This is a genomic window from Geobacillus jurassicus NBRC 107829, assembly GCF_001544315.1.
GTDB lineage: Bacteria > Bacillota > Bacilli > Bacillales > Anoxybacillaceae > Geobacillus > Geobacillus jurassicus.
The window spans coordinates 26,077-41,531 of sequence record NZ_BCQG01000013.1; the positions used below are offsets into that span (position 1 = coordinate 26,077).

22 protein-coding genes are annotated in these 15,455 nt (G+C 54.1%); 5 read left to right on the forward strand and 17 right to left on the reverse strand.

Annotated features, from left to right (window positions below; translation table 11 throughout):
* Positions 1 to 85 precede the first annotated feature (85 nt).
* From GJ1_RS05070 to GJ1_RS05085, 7 genes are all read right to left on the reverse strand, one after another.
* Positions 86 to 979: a DUF1028 domain-containing protein gene (locus GJ1_RS05070; RefSeq protein ID WP_066229449.1), complete on the reverse strand. Its 894-nt coding sequence runs from the start codon at positions 977 to 979 to the stop codon at positions 86 to 88.
* Between the two features lie 140 nt (positions 980 to 1,119).
* Entirely contained in the window at positions 1,120 to 1,257 is a 138-nt protein-coding gene (locus GJ1_RS17660) for a YjcZ family sporulation protein (protein ID WP_083509945.1), read from the reverse strand.
* A gap of 33 nt (positions 1,258 to 1,290) precedes the next feature.
* Positions 1,291 to 1,389, reverse strand: coding sequence for a YjcZ family sporulation protein (locus GJ1_RS17665; RefSeq protein WP_013145429.1), 99 nt, complete (start codon positions 1,387 to 1,389; stop codon positions 1,291 to 1,293).
* Between the two features lie 131 nt (positions 1,390 to 1,520).
* A complete protein-coding gene (gene rarD / locus GJ1_RS05075) occupies positions 1,521 to 2,450 on the reverse strand; it encodes an EamA family transporter RarD (RefSeq protein WP_066229339.1) in 930 nt (309 codons plus the stop codon).
* A 179-nt stretch (positions 2,451 to 2,629) separates the two neighbouring features.
* Positions 2,630 to 2,719 (reverse strand): sporulation protein YjcZ, encoded by a 90-nt coding sequence (gene yjcZ / locus GJ1_RS17670; protein WP_245629336.1) that lies wholly within the window; start codon positions 2,717 to 2,719, stop codon positions 2,630 to 2,632.
* Positions 2,720 to 2,809: 90 nt separating this feature from the next.
* Positions 2,810 to 3,766: a magnesium/cobalt transporter CorA gene (gene corA, locus GJ1_RS05080; RefSeq protein WP_066229342.1), complete on the reverse strand. Its 957-nt coding sequence runs from the start codon at positions 3,764 to 3,766 to the stop codon at positions 2,810 to 2,812.
* A 209-nt stretch (positions 3,767 to 3,975) separates the two neighbouring features.
* Positions 3,976 to 4,863, reverse strand: a complete 888-nt coding sequence (locus GJ1_RS05085; protein WP_066229345.1) for a cation diffusion facilitator family transporter — start codon at positions 4,861 to 4,863, stop codon at positions 3,976 to 3,978.
* A 168-nt stretch (positions 4,864 to 5,031) separates the two neighbouring features.
* On the opposite strand from GJ1_RS05085, the gene GJ1_RS05090 reads away from it, so the two are divergent.
* Positions 5,032 to 5,730 (forward strand): class I SAM-dependent methyltransferase, encoded by a 699-nt coding sequence (locus GJ1_RS05090; protein WP_066229348.1) that lies wholly within the window; start codon positions 5,032 to 5,034, stop codon positions 5,728 to 5,730.
* A 37-nt stretch (positions 5,731 to 5,767) separates the two neighbouring features.
* Here the strand turns inward: GJ1_RS05090 and GJ1_RS05095 are convergent, their stop codons facing one another.
* The 3 genes from GJ1_RS05095 to GJ1_RS05105 all read right to left on the reverse strand — a co-directional run bounded on the left by GJ1_RS05095 (position 5,768) and on the right by GJ1_RS05105 (position 8,039).
* The gene (locus GJ1_RS05095; protein WP_066229353.1) at positions 5,768 to 6,586 is read right to left on the reverse strand and encodes a M15 family metallopeptidase; all 819 of its coding nucleotides are present in this window, start codon (positions 6,584 to 6,586) and stop codon (positions 5,768 to 5,770) included.
* A gap of 49 nt (positions 6,587 to 6,635) precedes the next feature.
* Complete coding sequence (gene deoD, locus GJ1_RS05100) at positions 6,636 to 7,346, reverse strand: purine-nucleoside phosphorylase (RefSeq protein ID WP_066229355.1); 711 nt, start codon at positions 7,344 to 7,346, stop codon at positions 6,636 to 6,638.
* Positions 7,347 to 7,631: 285 nt separating this feature from the next.
* On the reverse strand, positions 7,632 to 8,039 hold the full coding sequence (locus GJ1_RS05105; RefSeq protein WP_066229453.1) for a hypothetical protein: 408 nt from the start codon (positions 8,037 to 8,039) through the stop codon (positions 7,632 to 7,634).
* 127 nt (positions 8,040 to 8,166) lie between these two features.
* Here GJ1_RS05105 and yoyE point away from each other — a divergent pair, with 127 nt between their 5' ends.
* Positions 8,167 to 8,325 (forward strand): protein YoyE, encoded by a 159-nt coding sequence (gene yoyE / locus GJ1_RS18580; protein WP_008879283.1) that lies wholly within the window; start codon positions 8,167 to 8,169, stop codon positions 8,323 to 8,325.
* 35 nt (positions 8,326 to 8,360) lie between these two features.
* On the opposite strand, the gene GJ1_RS18585 is transcribed toward yoyE, so the two are convergent.
* Positions 8,361 to 8,525, reverse strand: a complete 165-nt coding sequence (locus GJ1_RS18585; RefSeq protein WP_167346090.1) for a hypothetical protein — start codon at positions 8,523 to 8,525, stop codon at positions 8,361 to 8,363.
* Positions 8,526 to 8,632: 107 nt separating this feature from the next.
* Positions 8,633 to 8,950, reverse strand: coding sequence for a hypothetical protein (locus GJ1_RS05110; RefSeq protein ID WP_066229357.1), 318 nt, complete (start codon positions 8,948 to 8,950; stop codon positions 8,633 to 8,635).
* A 227-nt stretch (positions 8,951 to 9,177) separates the two neighbouring features.
* On the opposite strand from GJ1_RS05110, the gene GJ1_RS05115 reads away from it, so the two are divergent.
* Positions 9,178 to 10,299 carry a DUF2515 domain-containing protein gene (locus GJ1_RS05115; protein WP_066229359.1) on the forward strand — a complete coding sequence of 374 codons (1,122 nt, stop codon included), beginning with the start codon at positions 9,178 to 9,180 and terminating at the stop codon, positions 10,297 to 10,299.
* A gap of 11 nt (positions 10,300 to 10,310) precedes the next feature.
* Here GJ1_RS05115 and GJ1_RS05120 read toward each other — a convergent pair whose 3' ends face one another.
* Positions 10,311 to 10,490, reverse strand: a complete 180-nt coding sequence (locus tag GJ1_RS05120) for a YozD family protein (protein WP_066229361.1) — start codon at positions 10,488 to 10,490, stop codon at positions 10,311 to 10,313.
* A gap of 129 nt (positions 10,491 to 10,619) precedes the next feature.
* Between GJ1_RS05120 and GJ1_RS18590 the strand changes: the two genes are divergently transcribed.
* Positions 10,620 to 10,742, forward strand: a complete 123-nt coding sequence (locus GJ1_RS18590) for a DUF3930 family protein (RefSeq protein WP_167346091.1) — start codon at positions 10,620 to 10,622, stop codon at positions 10,740 to 10,742.
* On the opposite strand, the gene yodN is transcribed toward GJ1_RS18590, so the two are convergent.
* The 4 genes from yodN to GJ1_RS05140 form a co-directional block, all read right to left on the reverse strand.
* Entirely contained in the window at positions 10,724 to 11,368 is a 645-nt protein-coding gene (gene yodN, locus GJ1_RS05125) for a germination protein YodN (protein WP_066229363.1), read from the reverse strand. The two genes, GJ1_RS18590 and yodN, sit on opposite strands and share 19 nt — an antisense overlap.
* A gap of 131 nt (positions 11,369 to 11,499) precedes the next feature.
* Positions 11,500 to 11,718, reverse strand: a complete 219-nt coding sequence (locus tag GJ1_RS05130) for a YozE family protein (RefSeq protein ID WP_066229456.1) — start codon at positions 11,716 to 11,718, stop codon at positions 11,500 to 11,502.
* Between the two features lie 343 nt (positions 11,719 to 12,061).
* A complete protein-coding gene (gene bioB, locus GJ1_RS05135) occupies positions 12,062 to 13,060 on the reverse strand; it encodes a biotin synthase BioB (protein ID WP_066229365.1) in 999 nt (332 codons plus the stop codon).
* 156 nt (positions 13,061 to 13,216) lie between these two features.
* Positions 13,217 to 14,656: an NAD(P)/FAD-dependent oxidoreductase gene (locus tag GJ1_RS05140; protein ID WP_066229367.1), complete on the reverse strand. Its 1,440-nt coding sequence runs from the start codon at positions 14,654 to 14,656 to the stop codon at positions 13,217 to 13,219.
* Positions 14,657 to 14,838: 182 nt separating this feature from the next.
* Here GJ1_RS05140 and GJ1_RS05145 point away from each other — a divergent pair, with 182 nt between their 5' ends.
* The gene (locus tag GJ1_RS05145; RefSeq protein ID WP_066229370.1) at positions 14,839 to 15,432 is read left to right on the forward strand and encodes a DUF502 domain-containing protein; all 594 of its coding nucleotides are present in this window, start codon (positions 14,839 to 14,841) and stop codon (positions 15,430 to 15,432) included.
* The last annotated feature ends 23 nt before the right edge of the window (positions 15,433 to 15,455 follow it).

Genomic DNA, 15,455 nt, shown 5'->3' on the forward strand with positions numbered 1-15,455 from the left:
ATCCCGAGCATGACGGGATCCCCTTCCTCCTTCAAGCATTGAAACGATTGATCCGGGGCGTTCCGGTTTGACAACCGACGGCCGCTTAGTCCGCCGCCTTTGGCGACGGCTGCTGCTTCATATAATCCAACACATCGAGGTCGATTTTTCCTTTTTCCACTTCGCGCTCCTCAAAGTTTTCTGTATGTATATACACGGTCAGCGCCTCATGAAGCGCCTCGCTGTCTGCCGCGCGCTCTTTCGACAAATAACCGAGGCGGACCAACTGGGCGGCCACCTCTTCCTTGACGGCGCCTTCCATCGCCGCCACCTTTTCAGGACGAGGCTTCTCGAAATACAGCTGGCGCAATTGATACAAGCGAATGAGTTCCTCGATCGGCTGCGGATGATCATCAACGCGCAAGTCGATATAACGGTCATTGAAGCCGCCATATCCCCCACCTTCCTTCACGACGAGCAAGGCAGCCGACTGTTGCCCGCGACGGTCTCCCCCTGCCGCCTGGCCGGCTTGAAGCGCCTTTAACAACCGCTCGGCGAGCGGGCCTTTTGTCTGCTCAAATGTTCTTCCCATCGCCAGCACCGTTTCCCCGCCGGCTAAAATATTGCCTTGAGCCGCGTAGTTCGGGCCGGTGATGCCGCCCGCCCACGGATAACATTTTTCTCCGGTGAATGTCGCCGCCCGTCCTTTCGCATCAACGATGCCGACTTGGCGCAAATCGCGCTCGCTGTCGTCGCCAATGAGCAACTCGAGTGTTTCTTGCGCCGATTTCCCTTTCGCCATCCATTCTAGGCCGCGCGGTCCGTACGACGTATTGGCGTACGACTGCGTCGCCACTGCTCCGACGCCCGCTTTCGCCCACGGCACGACCGCACCAACGCCTAAAAATTTCGATTGAACAGCGATGCCAAGCTCCCCAGTCGCCGGATCGAACGCGACGATCGAAAACGTCGCGACGATGTCTTTCGAAATGTGCTTCATTTTCTCGTCCCTCCATGCGTTTTCCATTGCCGTTTCTTTTATTATTTCCCCGTTCCCCTTCACTGTTCCTGCCTGTTCACAAAAAAACGCGGGGGAAACCGCCGTCGCCTGGCCGTTTCCCCCGCTTGGCCCATCACTGTTTAGCACCATGTCGCCCCAACGATGATGAGCAAAATAAACAAGACGACGATCAGCACGAAGCCGTAGCCGTAGCCGCCCCAGCCCGGATAACCGAAGCCATAGCCGCCCCAGCCCCAGCCGTACAAGCCATATGGCATATTCGTCACCTCCTTGCTAGCAAGTAAGAGGCATCAGTACACCCAACCACCGACACATGCGCATCCGACAATAATCAACAAGATGAACAGAACGACGATCAACGCAAATCCGCCGCCGTAAGCTGCACCCATTTGCCAGCACCTCCTTCGTTGTTGTACTAGTAAACTATTCAGAAGACGAAGAAATGGTTAGATGTTTCGGCAAAAATGGGTATTTGCCGCGCAGATGACAAAAAAAAAGCGGCTCGTCCCTCGGACCGCCGCTACGCCTGCAGCGAGTTTCGCTTCCATTTTTTTCGCCCCGGCGCCCGCTTGATTTGGACGGCAGAAAACAAAATAAGCGCCGCCCAAATGCAGCTAAATGCATAAATATGTGCTTTCGTAAACGGCTCGCCGAACAAAAAGACACCGAGAAGAAGGCTGATCGTCGGCGAAATGTATTGCAAAAAGCCGAGTGTCGTCATCGACACGCGCTTCGCCCCTTTGGCGAAATATAAAAGCGGCACAGCTGTCGCTGGACCAGCCCCAGCCAGCAGCGCCCATTGCCACCACGCCGCCGTCTCGACGAGGGCTGGCGTTTCGTTGTACACCCATAATAAGTAAACGGCTGAAAGCGGCATGACGGCCATCGTTTCGAGTGTCAAGCCGATGGCTGAGTCAACGTTGGCCAGTTTTTTCACTAACCCGTAAAACCCGAACGTCAGCGCGAGCGATATGGCGACCCATGGAAACGAGCCGTATTCTGCCGTCATCGCCGCCACGCCGGCAGCGGCAAGAAAAACAGCGGCCCACTGCCCAACGCTCAGCCGCTCGCGCAATATGATCGTTCCGAGCGCCACGCTGACGAGCGGGTTGATATAATAGCCGAGGCTGGTCTCAACAATATGATGATGGTTCACCGCCCATATGTAAATAAACCAATTGGCGCTGATGAGCACAGCGGCGGCGACGATCCCCCACACCATGGCCGGCTGGCGGTGCATCCCCCGAAGCTCCTGGCGAAAGGCGCCAAGCTGTCCGGTCGCCGCCAAAAGGATGGCCATAAATGCGAACGACCAAACGATGCGGTGCGCCAAAATTTCAAGTGCCGGACGTTCTTCCAGCAACTTCCAGTAAAGCGGCAATACTCCCCATAATAAATACGAAGCAGCAGTATACAAGATGCCTTGCTTTTCTTCGCTCCAATGCCCCACGTCGTCTTCCCCTTTTCTCTTGGATCATTTCTGTTCCATTATACCGCCGCAGCTTTACTTTATCCATCAAAAAACACGCTCGCATCGTTCGACGCGGCGGCCAATGAAGAAAGGGGCGCAACTGAATACGATCCGCCCGTCCCCTTCGCGGCCCGGTTGGCCGCCGCTTATTTTTCCGCTCACCAAGCGACACAGGCACAGCCAACAATAATCAGTAAAATGAACAGGGCGATGACAACCGTATAACCGTTGCTGACGAAACTGCTCACGGCGGGCACCTCCTTCATCGGTTCACGGGCCATCATATGCGCCCGCCCGCCCAAACGGCTGGGCGAATGCCTAAATTTCTGGAAAAACGCCTATTTTTCTTTCGTTCCCGTCTCTCCCCACCAGCCTTTTCGCTTAAAGTAGAGAGCGATGAGCATAGCGACGGCTGCCATGAGCAGCAAAGCAAACGGATAGCCGTATCTCCATTTCAGCTCCGGCATGAAGGCAAAGTTCATGCCATATACACCGGCGATAAACGTCATCGGCAAAAAGATGACGCTTACTAATGTCAACGTCTTCATAATGACGTTCATATGGTCCGATTTGAGCGACAACTGCAAATCGAAAATGGCGGACAACGATTCTTTAAACGCATCGAGCGCAGCCGTCACGCGCCCAAATCGCGACGCCACTTCCTCAATGTACGGATTCGTCTCTTCGTTGATATACGGCAAATCCGCGTGGCGGATCGTTTTTATTGCCTCTTCCTGCGCCTCGGCGATTTGGCGCAGCTCATGAAGATGCGTTTTCATCCGATAAATCTCGCGCCCGATTTCGTTGGCAAACGGGGTCGCAAACACTTGACGTTCAAGCGCCTGAATGCGGTCGGCGATTTGGTCGATGACTTGCAAAAACCGGATGGCGGCCAAGTCTAAAAAATGATACAGCACATACCCGGGATAGAGCGCCTGATCGCGATGATCCAACAACCGTTCTTTCACATGGCCGATCAGCGGATCGTCTTCATCCATATAACTGATCATATACCGGTCGGCAGCAAGCAGACGGACGTTTGCCGTCCAACCGGACGGGCGGACGATGAACAACGATAAGAAGAAACTTCCTTCGTATTCGTCAAACGCCGGAATGTCCGTCCCGTTCATCAGCCGCTGTTGGGCAAGCGGGTGAACGGACAGCGAAGAAAGAAGCCGCTCCAAATCCGGCTTGGCGGCGGCGGTGAAATGGAGCCAGCACGACTGGCTGCCCGCCGGCGCATGGCGTTTGTACGTTCCGTCAACCGTTAAACGAAAGTTCTGCTCGATGGCCATAGACTGACGTCCTTTCCATGCAAACGATTTTAATTGTTATTGTTTGCTGTTTGCCGCAAAACTACTCCCCACCCGCCGCCAAAAACAAGCCAGTGGCAACGGTTTGTTGGCTGAAAAACATCTCCTTCTCGCCGCATAGCTCCACGCTCCGACAAAGCCGTTATTGGCCGCGCAAAGCGAGACAGCCCCGCCGAGGCGCCCAAAGCTGGTCAGCGCGCCGCTTCCGGTTCCACGTGGACGTGCGTCGCCTGGATGTTATGCCGGTTTCGCATCAAACGCTCGACTTCATCGGCGATTTCATGGCTTTTTGCCACTGTCAAATGCGAGTCGACGCGAATCGTGACTTCCAGCACGATGTCGTTGCCTAACATGCGCGCTTTAATGTCGGCGACATCGCGCACGCCGCTCACCGCCGCGATTTCGTCTTTGTAAACAGCAAGCTGCTGTTCGTCAAAGCCGTCGGTCAGCGTATGCGCCGTTTCCATAAACACTTCCCATGCCGTCTTGCAAATGAGTGCGCCGATAACAAGCGCCGCCAGCGGATCAAGCCATGGCCACTCGAGCCGCGCACCGACGATGCCGATGGCGGCGCCTATGCTCACGAGCGCATCCGATAAATTGTCTTTGGCCACGGCCGCCAACGCCATGCTATTTGTCCGCCGCGCCAGCCGGCGGTTGACCGCATAAATGACAATCATAACGGCCGCCGAGGCGAGCGCAACGACAGCCGCTAAAACGTCGGGAGCCGCTGCCTTTTCCTTGACGAACAGCGACCGGACGCCTCCCGTGATCACGTCAATGCCAATGGATATCATCAAAAAGGCGGCCAACAGCGAGGAAATGTTCTCCGCGCGCGAATGTCCGTACGGGTGGTTGTCATCCCGCGGTTTTTTAGCGATTTTCATGCCGATATAGACTGCCAAGGAAGCGATAATATCACTCAAATTATTCCAACCGTCCGCCTTCACGGCATCCGAGCTGAACGCCGCCCCAGCCAGCAGCTTGCCGGCTGAGAGAAGAAGATAGACGAAAATGCTCAGCAGCGCGCCCGCCTCGGCCCTTTGTTTCCAATTCACGTTCTTCACCAACCTAGCCATCACATTCTTGCACGTATCAGTGTATCAGCTTAAGGCCGGTTGGGTCTACAGCAAGAAAATTTCCTCTCTTCATAAGTATAGGGATAAGCAAATTTTTTTGTCTAAAGGCAAAATTGAGCGTGTTTGCGTATGATAAAGCAAATCGGAGCAAAAAAAGGAGAGGAACATATGTCTGCATATTTAGACTGGTTAGCGGACATGGGGATCGATGGCGCTCATCCAGGCGGCTTTGAGTTGACAAAACAAATCTTACGTAAACTCCAGATTGATCACTCGACGACTGTGCTTGACGTCGGCTGCGGCACTGGGCAGACGGCGGCTTATATCGCTGAACGGTACGGAGCCGATGTCACCGCCATTGACATTCACCCGACGATGATCGCCAAAGCAAGGCAGCGCTTTGCCGCCATGGTTGCCCCGGTCCGCCTGCACCGCGCCTCAGTCGAAGCGCTGCCATTTCCCACTGCGACGTTTGACGTCGTGATTTCTGAATCAGTGCTCGCTTTCGTTTCACTGCCGAACGCGCTCGCCGAAATCCATCGCGTGCTCAAAAAAGGCGGCCTGTTCATCGGCATTGAAGCGTGCCATGAGCGATTGACCGCCGCCGAGCAAAAGAGAGTCGCCGCCTTTTACGGCTTCCAGAGATTGATGACGCCGGCCGAGTGGAAAGAGGCGCTGGAACAAAACGGCTTCCGCTGCCGCCAGTTTTCCTACACAGCCGCAGTCGAAGCGCCAAGCTACGGAACACCTGTCATCCTCGTCTTTCCGCCGACACCGGAGATGGAAAATATGTGGAAGATTCACCAAGAGATGACGGCGCAATTCGGCGACCACCTTGGCTATTGCGTCTTTTGCTGCGAAACATAGCCAGAAAGAAAACGGCGCTCACAACGAGGCGCCGTTTTTACACTTTTTTCACCACTTTGAAATATTCTTCAAGCGTCAAACTGCGCTTTTTCATCACCGCGGCTGCCTTCCGTCCGACGTAGCGGAGATGCCACGGCTCATACTTGTATCCGGTCACCGCTTCCTTCCCTTTCGGGTAGCGGATGATGAATCCGTACTCGTGTGCATGGGCGGCCACCCATTGCCCTTCCTTCGTGGCGCCAAATGCTTCCGTCAGCTGATATCCGGCCGAACGGCTGCTGATGTCGACCGCCAGCCCCGTCTGGTGCTCGCTTTGCCCTGGATGAGCGACCGCTTGAACGGCTTTTTCCTCCCCTTTTTGCCGCACTTCTTCGGCAAAAAGAGCCTGCTGCCGCTCGTATGACCGATAAGCGGACACCGCCACAAGCTCAACGCCGTCGCGGCGGGCGGCGGCAAACATCTCCTCAAGCGCCGCAGCCGCCTCGGCCCGCATATGCCGCTTTTCCGCCTTCGGGTCGGTAAACGAAAACGGCACGCGCGGAACGACTAGATCTGCCGGCTTATAGCCGGGCGGAAGCGATTGTTCTTTATTGACAAGCACCAAAATGTTGTCAGGGTTCATAATCAGTTTTTGCCCATTTTGCACTTCGATGATGTTCCAATACTTCGCCTCAAGTTGCAAATCGGGATCGACCGGACTTGGGGCGGGTTTTTCCGATTCAGAACCGCTAGCCGGCGCCGTCCGTTCCGGCGGCTGTTCGGATGGACCGGGCGCACCGCTGCCGCCGCTTTCCCCTATTTGGCAGCCTGCGAGCAGCAAGCATACGAACAACGCCGCTTGCCATCGCTGTTTCATGTTCCTTCCCCTTTTCTGTTTTCCCAGGTCCAAGCGTCCGGCAGCACAATCACGCGCCATTGCGGATCGCTGTTTCAAGCGCCACTTCAATCATCTCGTTAAACGTCGTTTGCCGTTCCTCAGCCGTCGTTTCTTCTCCGGTGAGAATATGGTCGCTGACTGTCAGTACCGACAGCGCCCGGCAGCCGAATTTCGCTGCCAGCGTATAAAGCGCCGCCGTTTCCATTTCAACAGCCAATACACCGTAGCGCGCCCACACATCCCAGTTCGGCTCATCGTTATAAAACATGTCGGCGGTGAACACATTGCCGACTTTCGGCGCCAGCCCTTTTTCCAACCCTACTTCATACGCCGTCCGCAACAGATGGAAATCAGCGGTTGGCGCGTAATCGCGGCCGCGGAAAATGAGCCGGTTCATGTTGGAGTCGGTCGACGCGCTCATCGCCAAAATAACGTCGCGGACGCGCACCTCGGGCTGAATCGCCCCGCACGTTCCAACGCGGATGAGCGTCTTTACGCCGTAGCTTTGAATCAATTCGTTCACATAAATCGAAATGGACGGCACGCCCATGCCGGTCCCTTGCACGGAAATGCGCTCCCCTTTGTACGTCCCGGTAAACCCGAGCATGCCGCGCACTTCGTTGTAGCATACCGCTCCTTCCAAAAACGTTTCGGCAATGTATTTGGCGCGCAGCGGATCACCCGGCAGCAAAATGCGCTCCGCGATCTCCCCTGCCTTCGCTCCGATATGTACGCTCAACGGGATTCCTCCTTTCGTTTGAACGATCGTTGTCGGGCCATGCCCTCGTTTATCATATCATATGTTTGCGGAAAATGGCAGTCTTCCTTCGAGTAGCTAGGGCGGCGAACGGGCATACTATTTGTGCCCGCACCACGGGGAAAGGAGGAAAAGGCTCATGAAAAAGAAACTCGAACAAGCGGTCGAATACGCCAACAAAACAAATCCGTCGTCCAAATCGAACAACCAACCGTCCACATCGAAAAAGGAAAAGACAAAATTTTAAGGGAGAGCGTCTCTCCCTTTTTATGACGTCTTGGAGCGACGATCATCGCTCCGATGGCGGCGCGCCAAATACCGCTCATTGATATACAGCACCTTTTTGTCTTTGCTGCGCGTATATTTTTTCTCACGCTCGCGCCGCCTGTTGATGAGCCAACAGGAAAACAAATACAACGGCAAGACGAGCTGCATCGCGCCGACAAAGACGTACCAAAACCCGTTGATGTCGGCCAAATCGCGCAAGTACACGTCGATGCCGCTAAGCCGATAGTACGCAGCGGCGACGATGGCAGCGACGGCGGCGACGTTGATTGCATGGAGAAACGGAACGCTCCTCCAACGGAACAAGAGCCGCTCAACTTGCCCTTTGAGCCAAAGCAATACAGCGATCGAGATAACGCATAAGAGCAGCGATAACGCCAGTGCGGCCATCGTTTCGCTCCCTTCCCCCTTTTTCTTCTTCTGCATTCGCCCGATGCCGCCTGCAAACATTTTCCGCCGATGAACCGCCGCCAAACCTCATACACTAACGACGACAACGGTTCAAGGAGGGAAAACGATGGGCAAAAAACACCGCAACCGCATTAACGGGCAGAAAAAGAACAACCATATTCCAAAAGAAGCATTGATCGCGGAAGATGAGGCGCATGCCAAAGAATATTCCGCCGCCGGCGGCCGGAAAAACGGTCCGGGCCACCACGACAATCCAGAATCGTGACAAACTGCAGAAACCCTTGTGCTATACAAGGGTTTCTATCGCGAGGCCGACGGCTCGGCTTCGTCCCAAGCGAGCGTGACGACTCTCGTATACTCCCCGCGCTCAATTTCCTCTTTCGTCGCCTTCTCGTTCAGCTCCTCATCATCGTCGATGCCCGGCGCCACCGTTGGCATGTCGCGCTGCCTGTCGTCATGTTCCATCGAATCCGCCCCCCTTTCCTTTCTTATCCGTTCCCTAAACCGCCGGGCTTTATTCATATTATACCATCTCCTCCCGCCAGCCGGCGACTATGTTTTTGAATATTCCGTCAACAGACTAGCTGGCGTTCGACCCGTTTCCAGCCATCCGGACAAAGGCGATAGTACGTCTGCCCTCTGCGACCCTCGTCAATCAGCACAATGTCCCCTGTTCCCATAAACCGGGCTTGGCAGTTTTTCGGCATCAAGTCAGCTATATTGAACATTCGATACAACATCGCGAGCGCCTCATCGTGGCCAGCCGCTGTCACCGTCAACCGGCATACTTGCCGGTAGCCTCTCGTTTCCCCAAGGCGCGGCGTTTGAAAAACGACCGCCTCATACGCACGTTTTGTCATCCACATCCGTTTTCCCCATAAACGAACCATTGTTTTCCTCTCCCTTCCCCCAAATAAATCGGCCCTAGACATCCCATACTATGGTTGATTTCGAATTCGATCACGAATTGTCTTCAGGGCCGAGACAAACGTGTCGTGTATTTTATTATTGGTGATTCCGTTTGTCGATTCCTTCAGCAAATGAGCACACCTTTTGTCGAAACGATCGTGGTCGTTTGACAAAAACCCGCAAATGACAGCAAAGGAGAGACAGCCTGATGCCAACTCGCCCGCTCGCTTGGCTGCGCCATCCGCTCCAGTATGCCTATCGCTCCTTTTTGTACCGCCGATCGGTCCGCCTCGCCGATGGCCGCTTGCTCCTCCGGATGGCCGCCCGCGTCGCCGCTCCGGCTGATGGACCGCTCAGCGCAGAAGAAGAGGCCATTGTTGCCGCCATTCGGTGGAAAACTGCGGAACAAAACCGCAACAACGTGACGCGTACGGCCGCTTATTTGACGTTTTTTGAGCGCCACCCGGAAATCCATTGGGCGTTTTTGGCCCATCTCGTCTCGCGCAACGGCGGCTGGAACATGACCGATTTGCGCGGCGGCCTTCTTCCATTTTTGCTGCCAAAACAAACCATTGCGCCGCTTTTTTTGTTTTTGGAGTGCGCCAATGCCTTCATTTTTCATGACGCCTATCCGCAGCTTTTGCTGTATGAAGAAAGCAAACGGAGAGGGATGCCGCTGTTTCATTTGCTTCCTCGTTTTTCCGTTTCTTCGTTTATGAAACCGCTTTGGGAATATTTTTGGGAAACGGGCGACGCAGCCCTGCTTACGGTCGCCTTAATCATTAACGAGCAGCAATACATCCAGCTTCGTGTCATCGAACATCCGTTTTTTCGAACCCGCGTGCTGTCGAGTTGGCCGTTTGTCGCCGAGCAATGGCTCGGGTTCAACGATGTGCTCATCCCATATGCCAAAGGCCGCCGCGTGGCGCTTGCCGGAACGACGGTGCGCGATTTCGCTGACGTCCACCACCGCATCCATATCGGCAAAACGCTATATAGTTTGCTGCTGTTTGACGCCAAGCTGTTTCGCAGCGCCTGCCGCTTTGCCCGGCGCATCCCCCACAGCGGCTCGCGCGCCGACTTTTGGCCGCAGTCGTTCACCGAAACGCCTGACGGGCGCCGCCTGTACAGCCCTCGCCTTGAGGCGGCTTGGCCGGATCTTGCCCACTCTTTCTGTGACCGGCGCGATTGGTTTACTGATGAGGCGGTCATGCAGGCGCTTGAAATGCTCCCGCTTCCGGCCTCAGGCGACATGACCAACCGCTATGTGCGGCATTTGACCATGATGAAAACGGCCGCCATCGCGGCGGCCAAATCAGCTCCATCATAAAACGACGAAGACTACTTCTCGTCGATGTCAACCTCTTCATCGATGATGCATTTTTCAAGCAAATAGTCAAACGTAATATCCGCGAGCTCCTCAAGCTCCTCTTGCGTTGGCACAAAGCCGCGGCGGATGAGTTCTTGGTAAAAAAACTCGGCGATTTCTTCCGTATCGATAATCACTTCAATTTCCTTCACCGCATCTCGCCCCCTTTGTAATGTTGTATGTCGCCGCCTTCCGTTTTATGTCAAAAATCATGTTGTACTATTTTTTCGCTCTCCCCCATACATATGTACCAACAAAACCAAAACACGGAGGCGGACAAAATGGACAAGCTCACTGCGATCGATAAAATGATGGAAACAGTTGTAAATGGGTTGAGCACGTTCGTCATCTTTGTCGGCATTCCTTATTTTCTCTTTATTCTTTATCAATTTCTATCTTGGTGATCGGCGATTGCCTGCAAACGTTTGACAACCGTTTCCATCATCCGTTTATACTGTTCATCGCCGAACCACTCATATAATGCTTTATAATCGTTGTACATGTCAAGGAGCTCGTCGACCGACGGCCCTTTCTCTCCGCTGTCGGCCGGCGGCAATCGAAGCGACGCTTTCACCGGCGCGGCGATGACAATATCTTGCACGATCGTGACGGACGTCTCCTCTCCGTCGGCAAGCGGAACAATGTCTTCCAGATGGACTTCAATCTCCCAACCGTCCGTCAGCCGTTTCAATTCGTAAATCGTCTCTTCCCATCCTTCTCCGTAGTAGCGGTAAATTTCCGTCCGCACCCCGACGACTTTGAACAAATGGCTGCCATAATCGCGGACGCGGACAATTTCGCCGAGAAAAAACGGCAGCTCAATTTCAATCTCTTCCGCGATCCATAAATCGCCCGCAAACTCAGACAATAAAACGAGCGCTTGCTCGGCAAACAAGCTATGGCCATGGTTGATTTCGTATAAAAACGTGCCGTCGATCTGCTGAATATCGGTGACGGTTCCGACCGTTCCGTACAATGTATTGACGACGATATCGCCGACGGAAAATTTCGGGCGTTTCGGCGCGCTCATTGGCATCTCCCACCCTTTTGAACAAATGGTTAGTATAGTATATGCATGCAGAGAAGGGTGGACACCTTCAGCCGCGCGGAAAAAGCAGTTTGAAAGCGCTTCCAATTCATAAAATAGGAACGCTTACATAGTTACGCTTCATGCAAAAATTGCTCCCATAGTTCATCAAAAACAACCATGCTTTCCAAATAGTCACCGTTAAGCTCCAAATAGCCGCTCAGTTCTTCATAGTCCGTCGACCCTTTTGGAAAGCTGTGGTCTTCATACGCTCCGTTCGCAAACCGGACGACCGGATCTTCCTGGCGTCCATGGCGGAAGCGCAGCAAGTAACGGTAGAATGATTTGGCCATGTCCCCCATCCTCTTCCTTTCCTTTTATTGCTATTATAATGAGGTTTGGGCTGTTTGTGAAGCCCTTTTTCGCCGCTCGTATTGCCATCGTACGCGTCGGATTGGCTTTTCATGCCAAAAAAGCGCGTTGAACGGCGCAAAGGAGGGCAATCCGCTTTCTCGTCAGAGCACAATGGAAAGCCACGTCCACCAGCCATGCGTGCGCTCCGCTTCTCGCCAAGGCTTGCTATGCACCATCGAGACGCCCCATCTGAAACGGCATGGGGCTGCCATGCCTCCGCTTCGCTGCACCTTGCCCACGGCGCACATACAAAAAGCCGCCATTTTCCGGCGGCATCGTTCATTATACGACTCCAGCCCGCGGAGCCGGGGCAAATTCGATCTCAAACCCAAGATCCTCAAGCATTTGATAATCGGCTGACTTTTCTTGCCCGGCGGTCGTCAAATAGTCGCCGACAAAAATCGAGTTGGCGGCATACAGCCCGAGCGGCTGGAGCGAGCGCAAATTCACTTCCCGACCGCCAGCGATGCGAATTTCTTTTGTCGGATTCATATAGCGGAACAACGCCAGCACTTTCAAGCAGTAACGCGGGTTTAATTCGTTCGTGCCCGCCAACGGCGTTCCGTCGATCGCATGCAAAAAGTTGACCGGAATAGAGTCGGCGTCAAGCGCCCGCAAGCTGCGCGCCATATCGATGACATCCCGCTTCGTTTCTTTCATGCCGATGATGACGCCGGAACAAGGCGAAAGGCCGGCGTCTTTCACCGTTTCCACTGTCCGCACCCGATCGTCGTATGTATGAGACGTCGTAATGTTCGGATGGTGCTGCTTCGACGTGTTGATGTTATGATTGTAGCGGTCCACCCCCGCCTCTTTCAGCCGCGCTACCTGCTCCGGCTTTAATATCCCGAGGCAGGCGCACACTTTCAGCCCGAACCGCTCTTTAATTTCCTTGACCGCAGACACAACGGTGTCGATCTCTTTATCGCTCGGGCCGCGGCCGCTGGCGACGATGCAGTACGTCCCAATGCGCAAACGGTGCGCTTCTTCCGCCCCGCGCAAGAGCGTCTCTTTGTCGACCATTTTATACGTTTTCACCGGCGCCGTCGACACGGCGGACTGCGAACAGTAGCCGCAGTTTTCTGGGCAGAGGCCGGATTTGGCGTTGATGATCATGTTCAGCTTCACTTTGTTTCCATAATAGGCGGAACGAATCCGGTACGCCCCTTGCAGCAAAAGGAGCAGCTCCTCGTCCGGACATTCCAATATCGCCAACGCTTCCTCATCGGTCAACTCGTGGCCCCCCAATACTTGCTCAGCCAAGGCCAGCCAGTTTGCCATCTCTCCTCTCCCCTTTCCATATCATTACATTTATCGTAACGGATTGGCCGCATATTTGTCAACTATATTTTCATTTAAGTTTACTTTTTAATCCGTCCCAGGCAGACAGCAAAAAAACAGGCCCCCGTTTGAAGGGGCCTGCCCTCGGTTCCTCACCTAATGCGTCAATTTCTCGACGATGTCGCGGGCGATCCAGACGCCGCAGGCGCTCGCCTGCGCCAGCCCGCGCGTAATGCCGGCGCCGTCGCCGCCGACATACAGCCCGGCGATTTCTGTTTCAAAACGGTCGTTCAGTTTCGGGCGCGCTGAATAAAACTTCGCTTCCACCCCATAAAAGAGCGTATGCTCAGAGGCAAGCCCCGGAGTGACGTGGTTGAGCGCCTCCGTCATTTCAATCAAGCTTTTCATCGTGTTGTACGGCAAGACGAGGCCTAAATCGCCCGGCACCGCTTCTTTTAGCGTCGGTTCGATGAACCCTTCTTTAATCCGCTTTTCCGTCGACCGCCGTCCTTTTAAAATGTCGCCGTATTTTTGCACGATGATGCCGCCGTTGGACAAGGCGTTGGCCAACCGTGAAATTTCATGGGCGTACTCGTTCGGCTTGTCAAATGGGTCGGAAAATTTATGCGAGACAAGGAGGGCAAAGTTTGTGTTGTTGCTGCCGAGCTTTGGGTCTTTATAGGCATGGCCGTTCGCGAGCATAATGCCGGAATGGTTTTCGACGACGACATGCCCGGACGGGTTGCTGCAAAACGTGCGCACTTGCGTCCCAACCGATGTGTTGAAAATGAATTTCCCTTCATACAGATGTTCGTTAATTTCTTGCATGACGATGTTCGATGTTTCCACACGCACTCCGATGTCGACCTGGTTGTTGATCATCCGCAAACGGCGCTTGCGCAGCACTTTGCTCAGCCAAACTGATCCATCGCGCCCCGGAGCGATGACGACTTTTTCCGCTGTCAACGTTTCGCCGTTTTTCAGCACAACACCTTTCACTCGATGGCCGCTATCCGTCCGCTCGGTCACGATATCATCCACTTCCGTTGTAAAACGCATCGCAATCCGTTCGCGCAAATATTCAAAAATGCTTTTCAAAATTTCCAAGTTTTGCTCTGTGCCCAAATGGCGGACATAGGCGCGCAACAGCTTCAGCCCGGCGGCATAGGCGCGCCGCTCGATCTCTTTCACTTTGTCGGTCATCGGATCGGTGATCGATGTCGTCGCTCCGTGTTTTAAGTTGATCTCATCGACATATCGGATGAGCTCAAGCACGGTCGACGCCGGCAAATAGTCGGTCATCCAGCCGCCGAATTCGCTTGTGATGTTGAATTTGCCGTCCGAATACGCCCCGGCTCCGCCGAAGCCGTTCGTGATCGAACAAGCCGGCACGCATCCAGCATAGTCCTTTTTGCCGGCTGGCGGTGGGCATTTCTCAATTTTTTTCTGCAAAATCGGACAGTTGCGTTTATATATATCATGCCCTTTATCAATTAGGAGCACGTTCGCTCCAGGCAGTTTGAGCGTCAGTTCGTAACACGTGAAAATGCCGGCCGGCCCGGCACCGACCACAATCACATCGTAATGATTGTTCATGATCCATCCCCCATTTCTTTAGCTCCATCCGGAAGTATACGGGACATCCGCCGGTTCGTCAAGATAAAACACGAACTTTTTGTAGATAAATTACAAAAAATGTTCGAAATTATTACTGGTTGTGCGGAACGAAAAAAATTGGTATGGTAGGTAGGGAATGAACGAAAGCGAGGAGAAGGCACATGCGTTTTTTCGTCAAAAACTTCCTGAACGGCATGCTGACAATCGTACCGATTTGGCTGGCGATTTACGTGTGCTACAAAGTGTTCGCCGTTTTGGACGGGCTGCTCGGCCAATACGTCCGCCCATATCTGGACGGCCGCTACGTCCCCGGCCTAGGCCTATTGGCGACAGTCGCGCTGATTACCGTCTGCGGCTGGCTGTCGACGCAATACGTGAGCGGCCGCCTCATCCGGCTCATCGACCGGTTGCTTGAAAGCATTCCCTTGATGAAAACGGTCTATTCGGTCGCGAAAGATACGATCGCTTCATTTGTTGGGGAAAAACGGTCGTTTTCGCAAGTTGTGCTCATCACGATGCCGGAGAGCGGCTGGAAATGCCTCGGCTTCATTACGATGGACGAGGTCGGCGCCTGGCATGACCCGCTCGCCGACTATGTGGCTGTCTACATTCCGCAGACATTTCAAGTCGCAGGGCTTACGCTGCTTGTCCCAAAAGAGCAAGTGGAAGTCGTCGACATCTCACCAGAAGAGGCGATGAAATTCATCCTCTCCGGCGGCGTGGCCGCCCGAAAGTCAAAACGGCTGCCCGAGTGACAACGGGCAGCCGTTCGCATGGC

Excerpts from the sequence above, each read along its gene's own strand:
- GJ1_RS05140 (WP_066229367.1), bottom strand. The coding sequence starts at position 14,656 with ATGAACAATCATTACGATGTGATTGTGGTCGGTGCCGGGCCGGCCGGC.
- yoyE (WP_008879283.1), top strand. The coding sequence starts at position 8,167 with ATGGGCAAAAAACACCGCAACCGCATTAACGGGCAGAAAAAGAACAAC.
- GJ1_RS05070 (WP_066229449.1), bottom strand. The coding sequence starts at position 979 with ATGAAGCACATTTCGAAAGACATCGTCGCGACGTTTTCGATCGTCGCG.
- GJ1_RS17665 (WP_013145429.1), bottom strand. The coding sequence starts at position 1,389 with ATGGGTGCAGCTTACGGCGGCGGATTTGCGTTGATCGTCGTTCTGTTC.
- GJ1_RS17660 (WP_083509945.1), bottom strand. The coding sequence starts at position 1,257 with ATGCCATATGGCTTGTACGGCTGGGGCTGGGGCGGCTATGGCTTCGGT.
- corA (WP_066229342.1), bottom strand. The coding sequence starts at position 3,766 with ATGGCCATCGAGCAGAACTTTCGTTTAACGGTTGACGGAACGTACAAA.
- GJ1_RS05110 (WP_066229357.1), bottom strand. The coding sequence starts at position 8,950 with ATGGTTCGTTTATGGGGAAAACGGATGTGGATGACAAAACGTGCGTAT.
- GJ1_RS05115 (WP_066229359.1), top strand. The coding sequence starts at position 9,178 with ATGCCAACTCGCCCGCTCGCTTGGCTGCGCCATCCGCTCCAGTATGCC.
- GJ1_RS05130 (WP_066229456.1), bottom strand. The coding sequence starts at position 11,718 with ATGGCCAAATCATTCTACCGTTACTTGCTGCGCTTCCGCCATGGACGC.
- yodN (WP_066229363.1), bottom strand. The coding sequence starts at position 11,368 with ATGAGCGCGCCGAAACGCCCGAAATTTTCCGTCGGCGATATCGTCGTC.
- GJ1_RS05095 (WP_066229353.1), bottom strand. The coding sequence starts at position 6,586 with ATGAAACAGCGATGGCAAGCGGCGTTGTTCGTATGCTTGCTGCTCGCA.
- bioB (WP_066229365.1), bottom strand. The coding sequence starts at position 13,060 with ATGGCAAACTGGCTGGCCTTGGCTGAGCAAGTATTGGGGGGCCACGAG.
- GJ1_RS18585 (WP_167346090.1), bottom strand. The coding sequence starts at position 8,525 with ATGGAACATGACGACAGGCAGCGCGACATGCCAACGGTGGCGCCGGGC.
- GJ1_RS05105 (WP_066229453.1), bottom strand. The coding sequence starts at position 8,039 with ATGGCCGCACTGGCGTTATCGCTGCTCTTATGCGTTATCTCGATCGCT.
- GJ1_RS18590 (WP_167346091.1), top strand. The coding sequence starts at position 10,620 with ATGGACAAGCTCACTGCGATCGATAAAATGATGGAAACAGTTGTAAAT.
- GJ1_RS05085 (WP_066229345.1), bottom strand. The coding sequence starts at position 4,863 with ATGGCTAGGTTGGTGAAGAACGTGAATTGGAAACAAAGGGCCGAGGCG.
- GJ1_RS05145 (WP_066229370.1), top strand. The coding sequence starts at position 14,839 with ATGCGTTTTTTCGTCAAAAACTTCCTGAACGGCATGCTGACAATCGTA.
- GJ1_RS05090 (WP_066229348.1), top strand. The coding sequence starts at position 5,032 with ATGTCTGCATATTTAGACTGGTTAGCGGACATGGGGATCGATGGCGCT.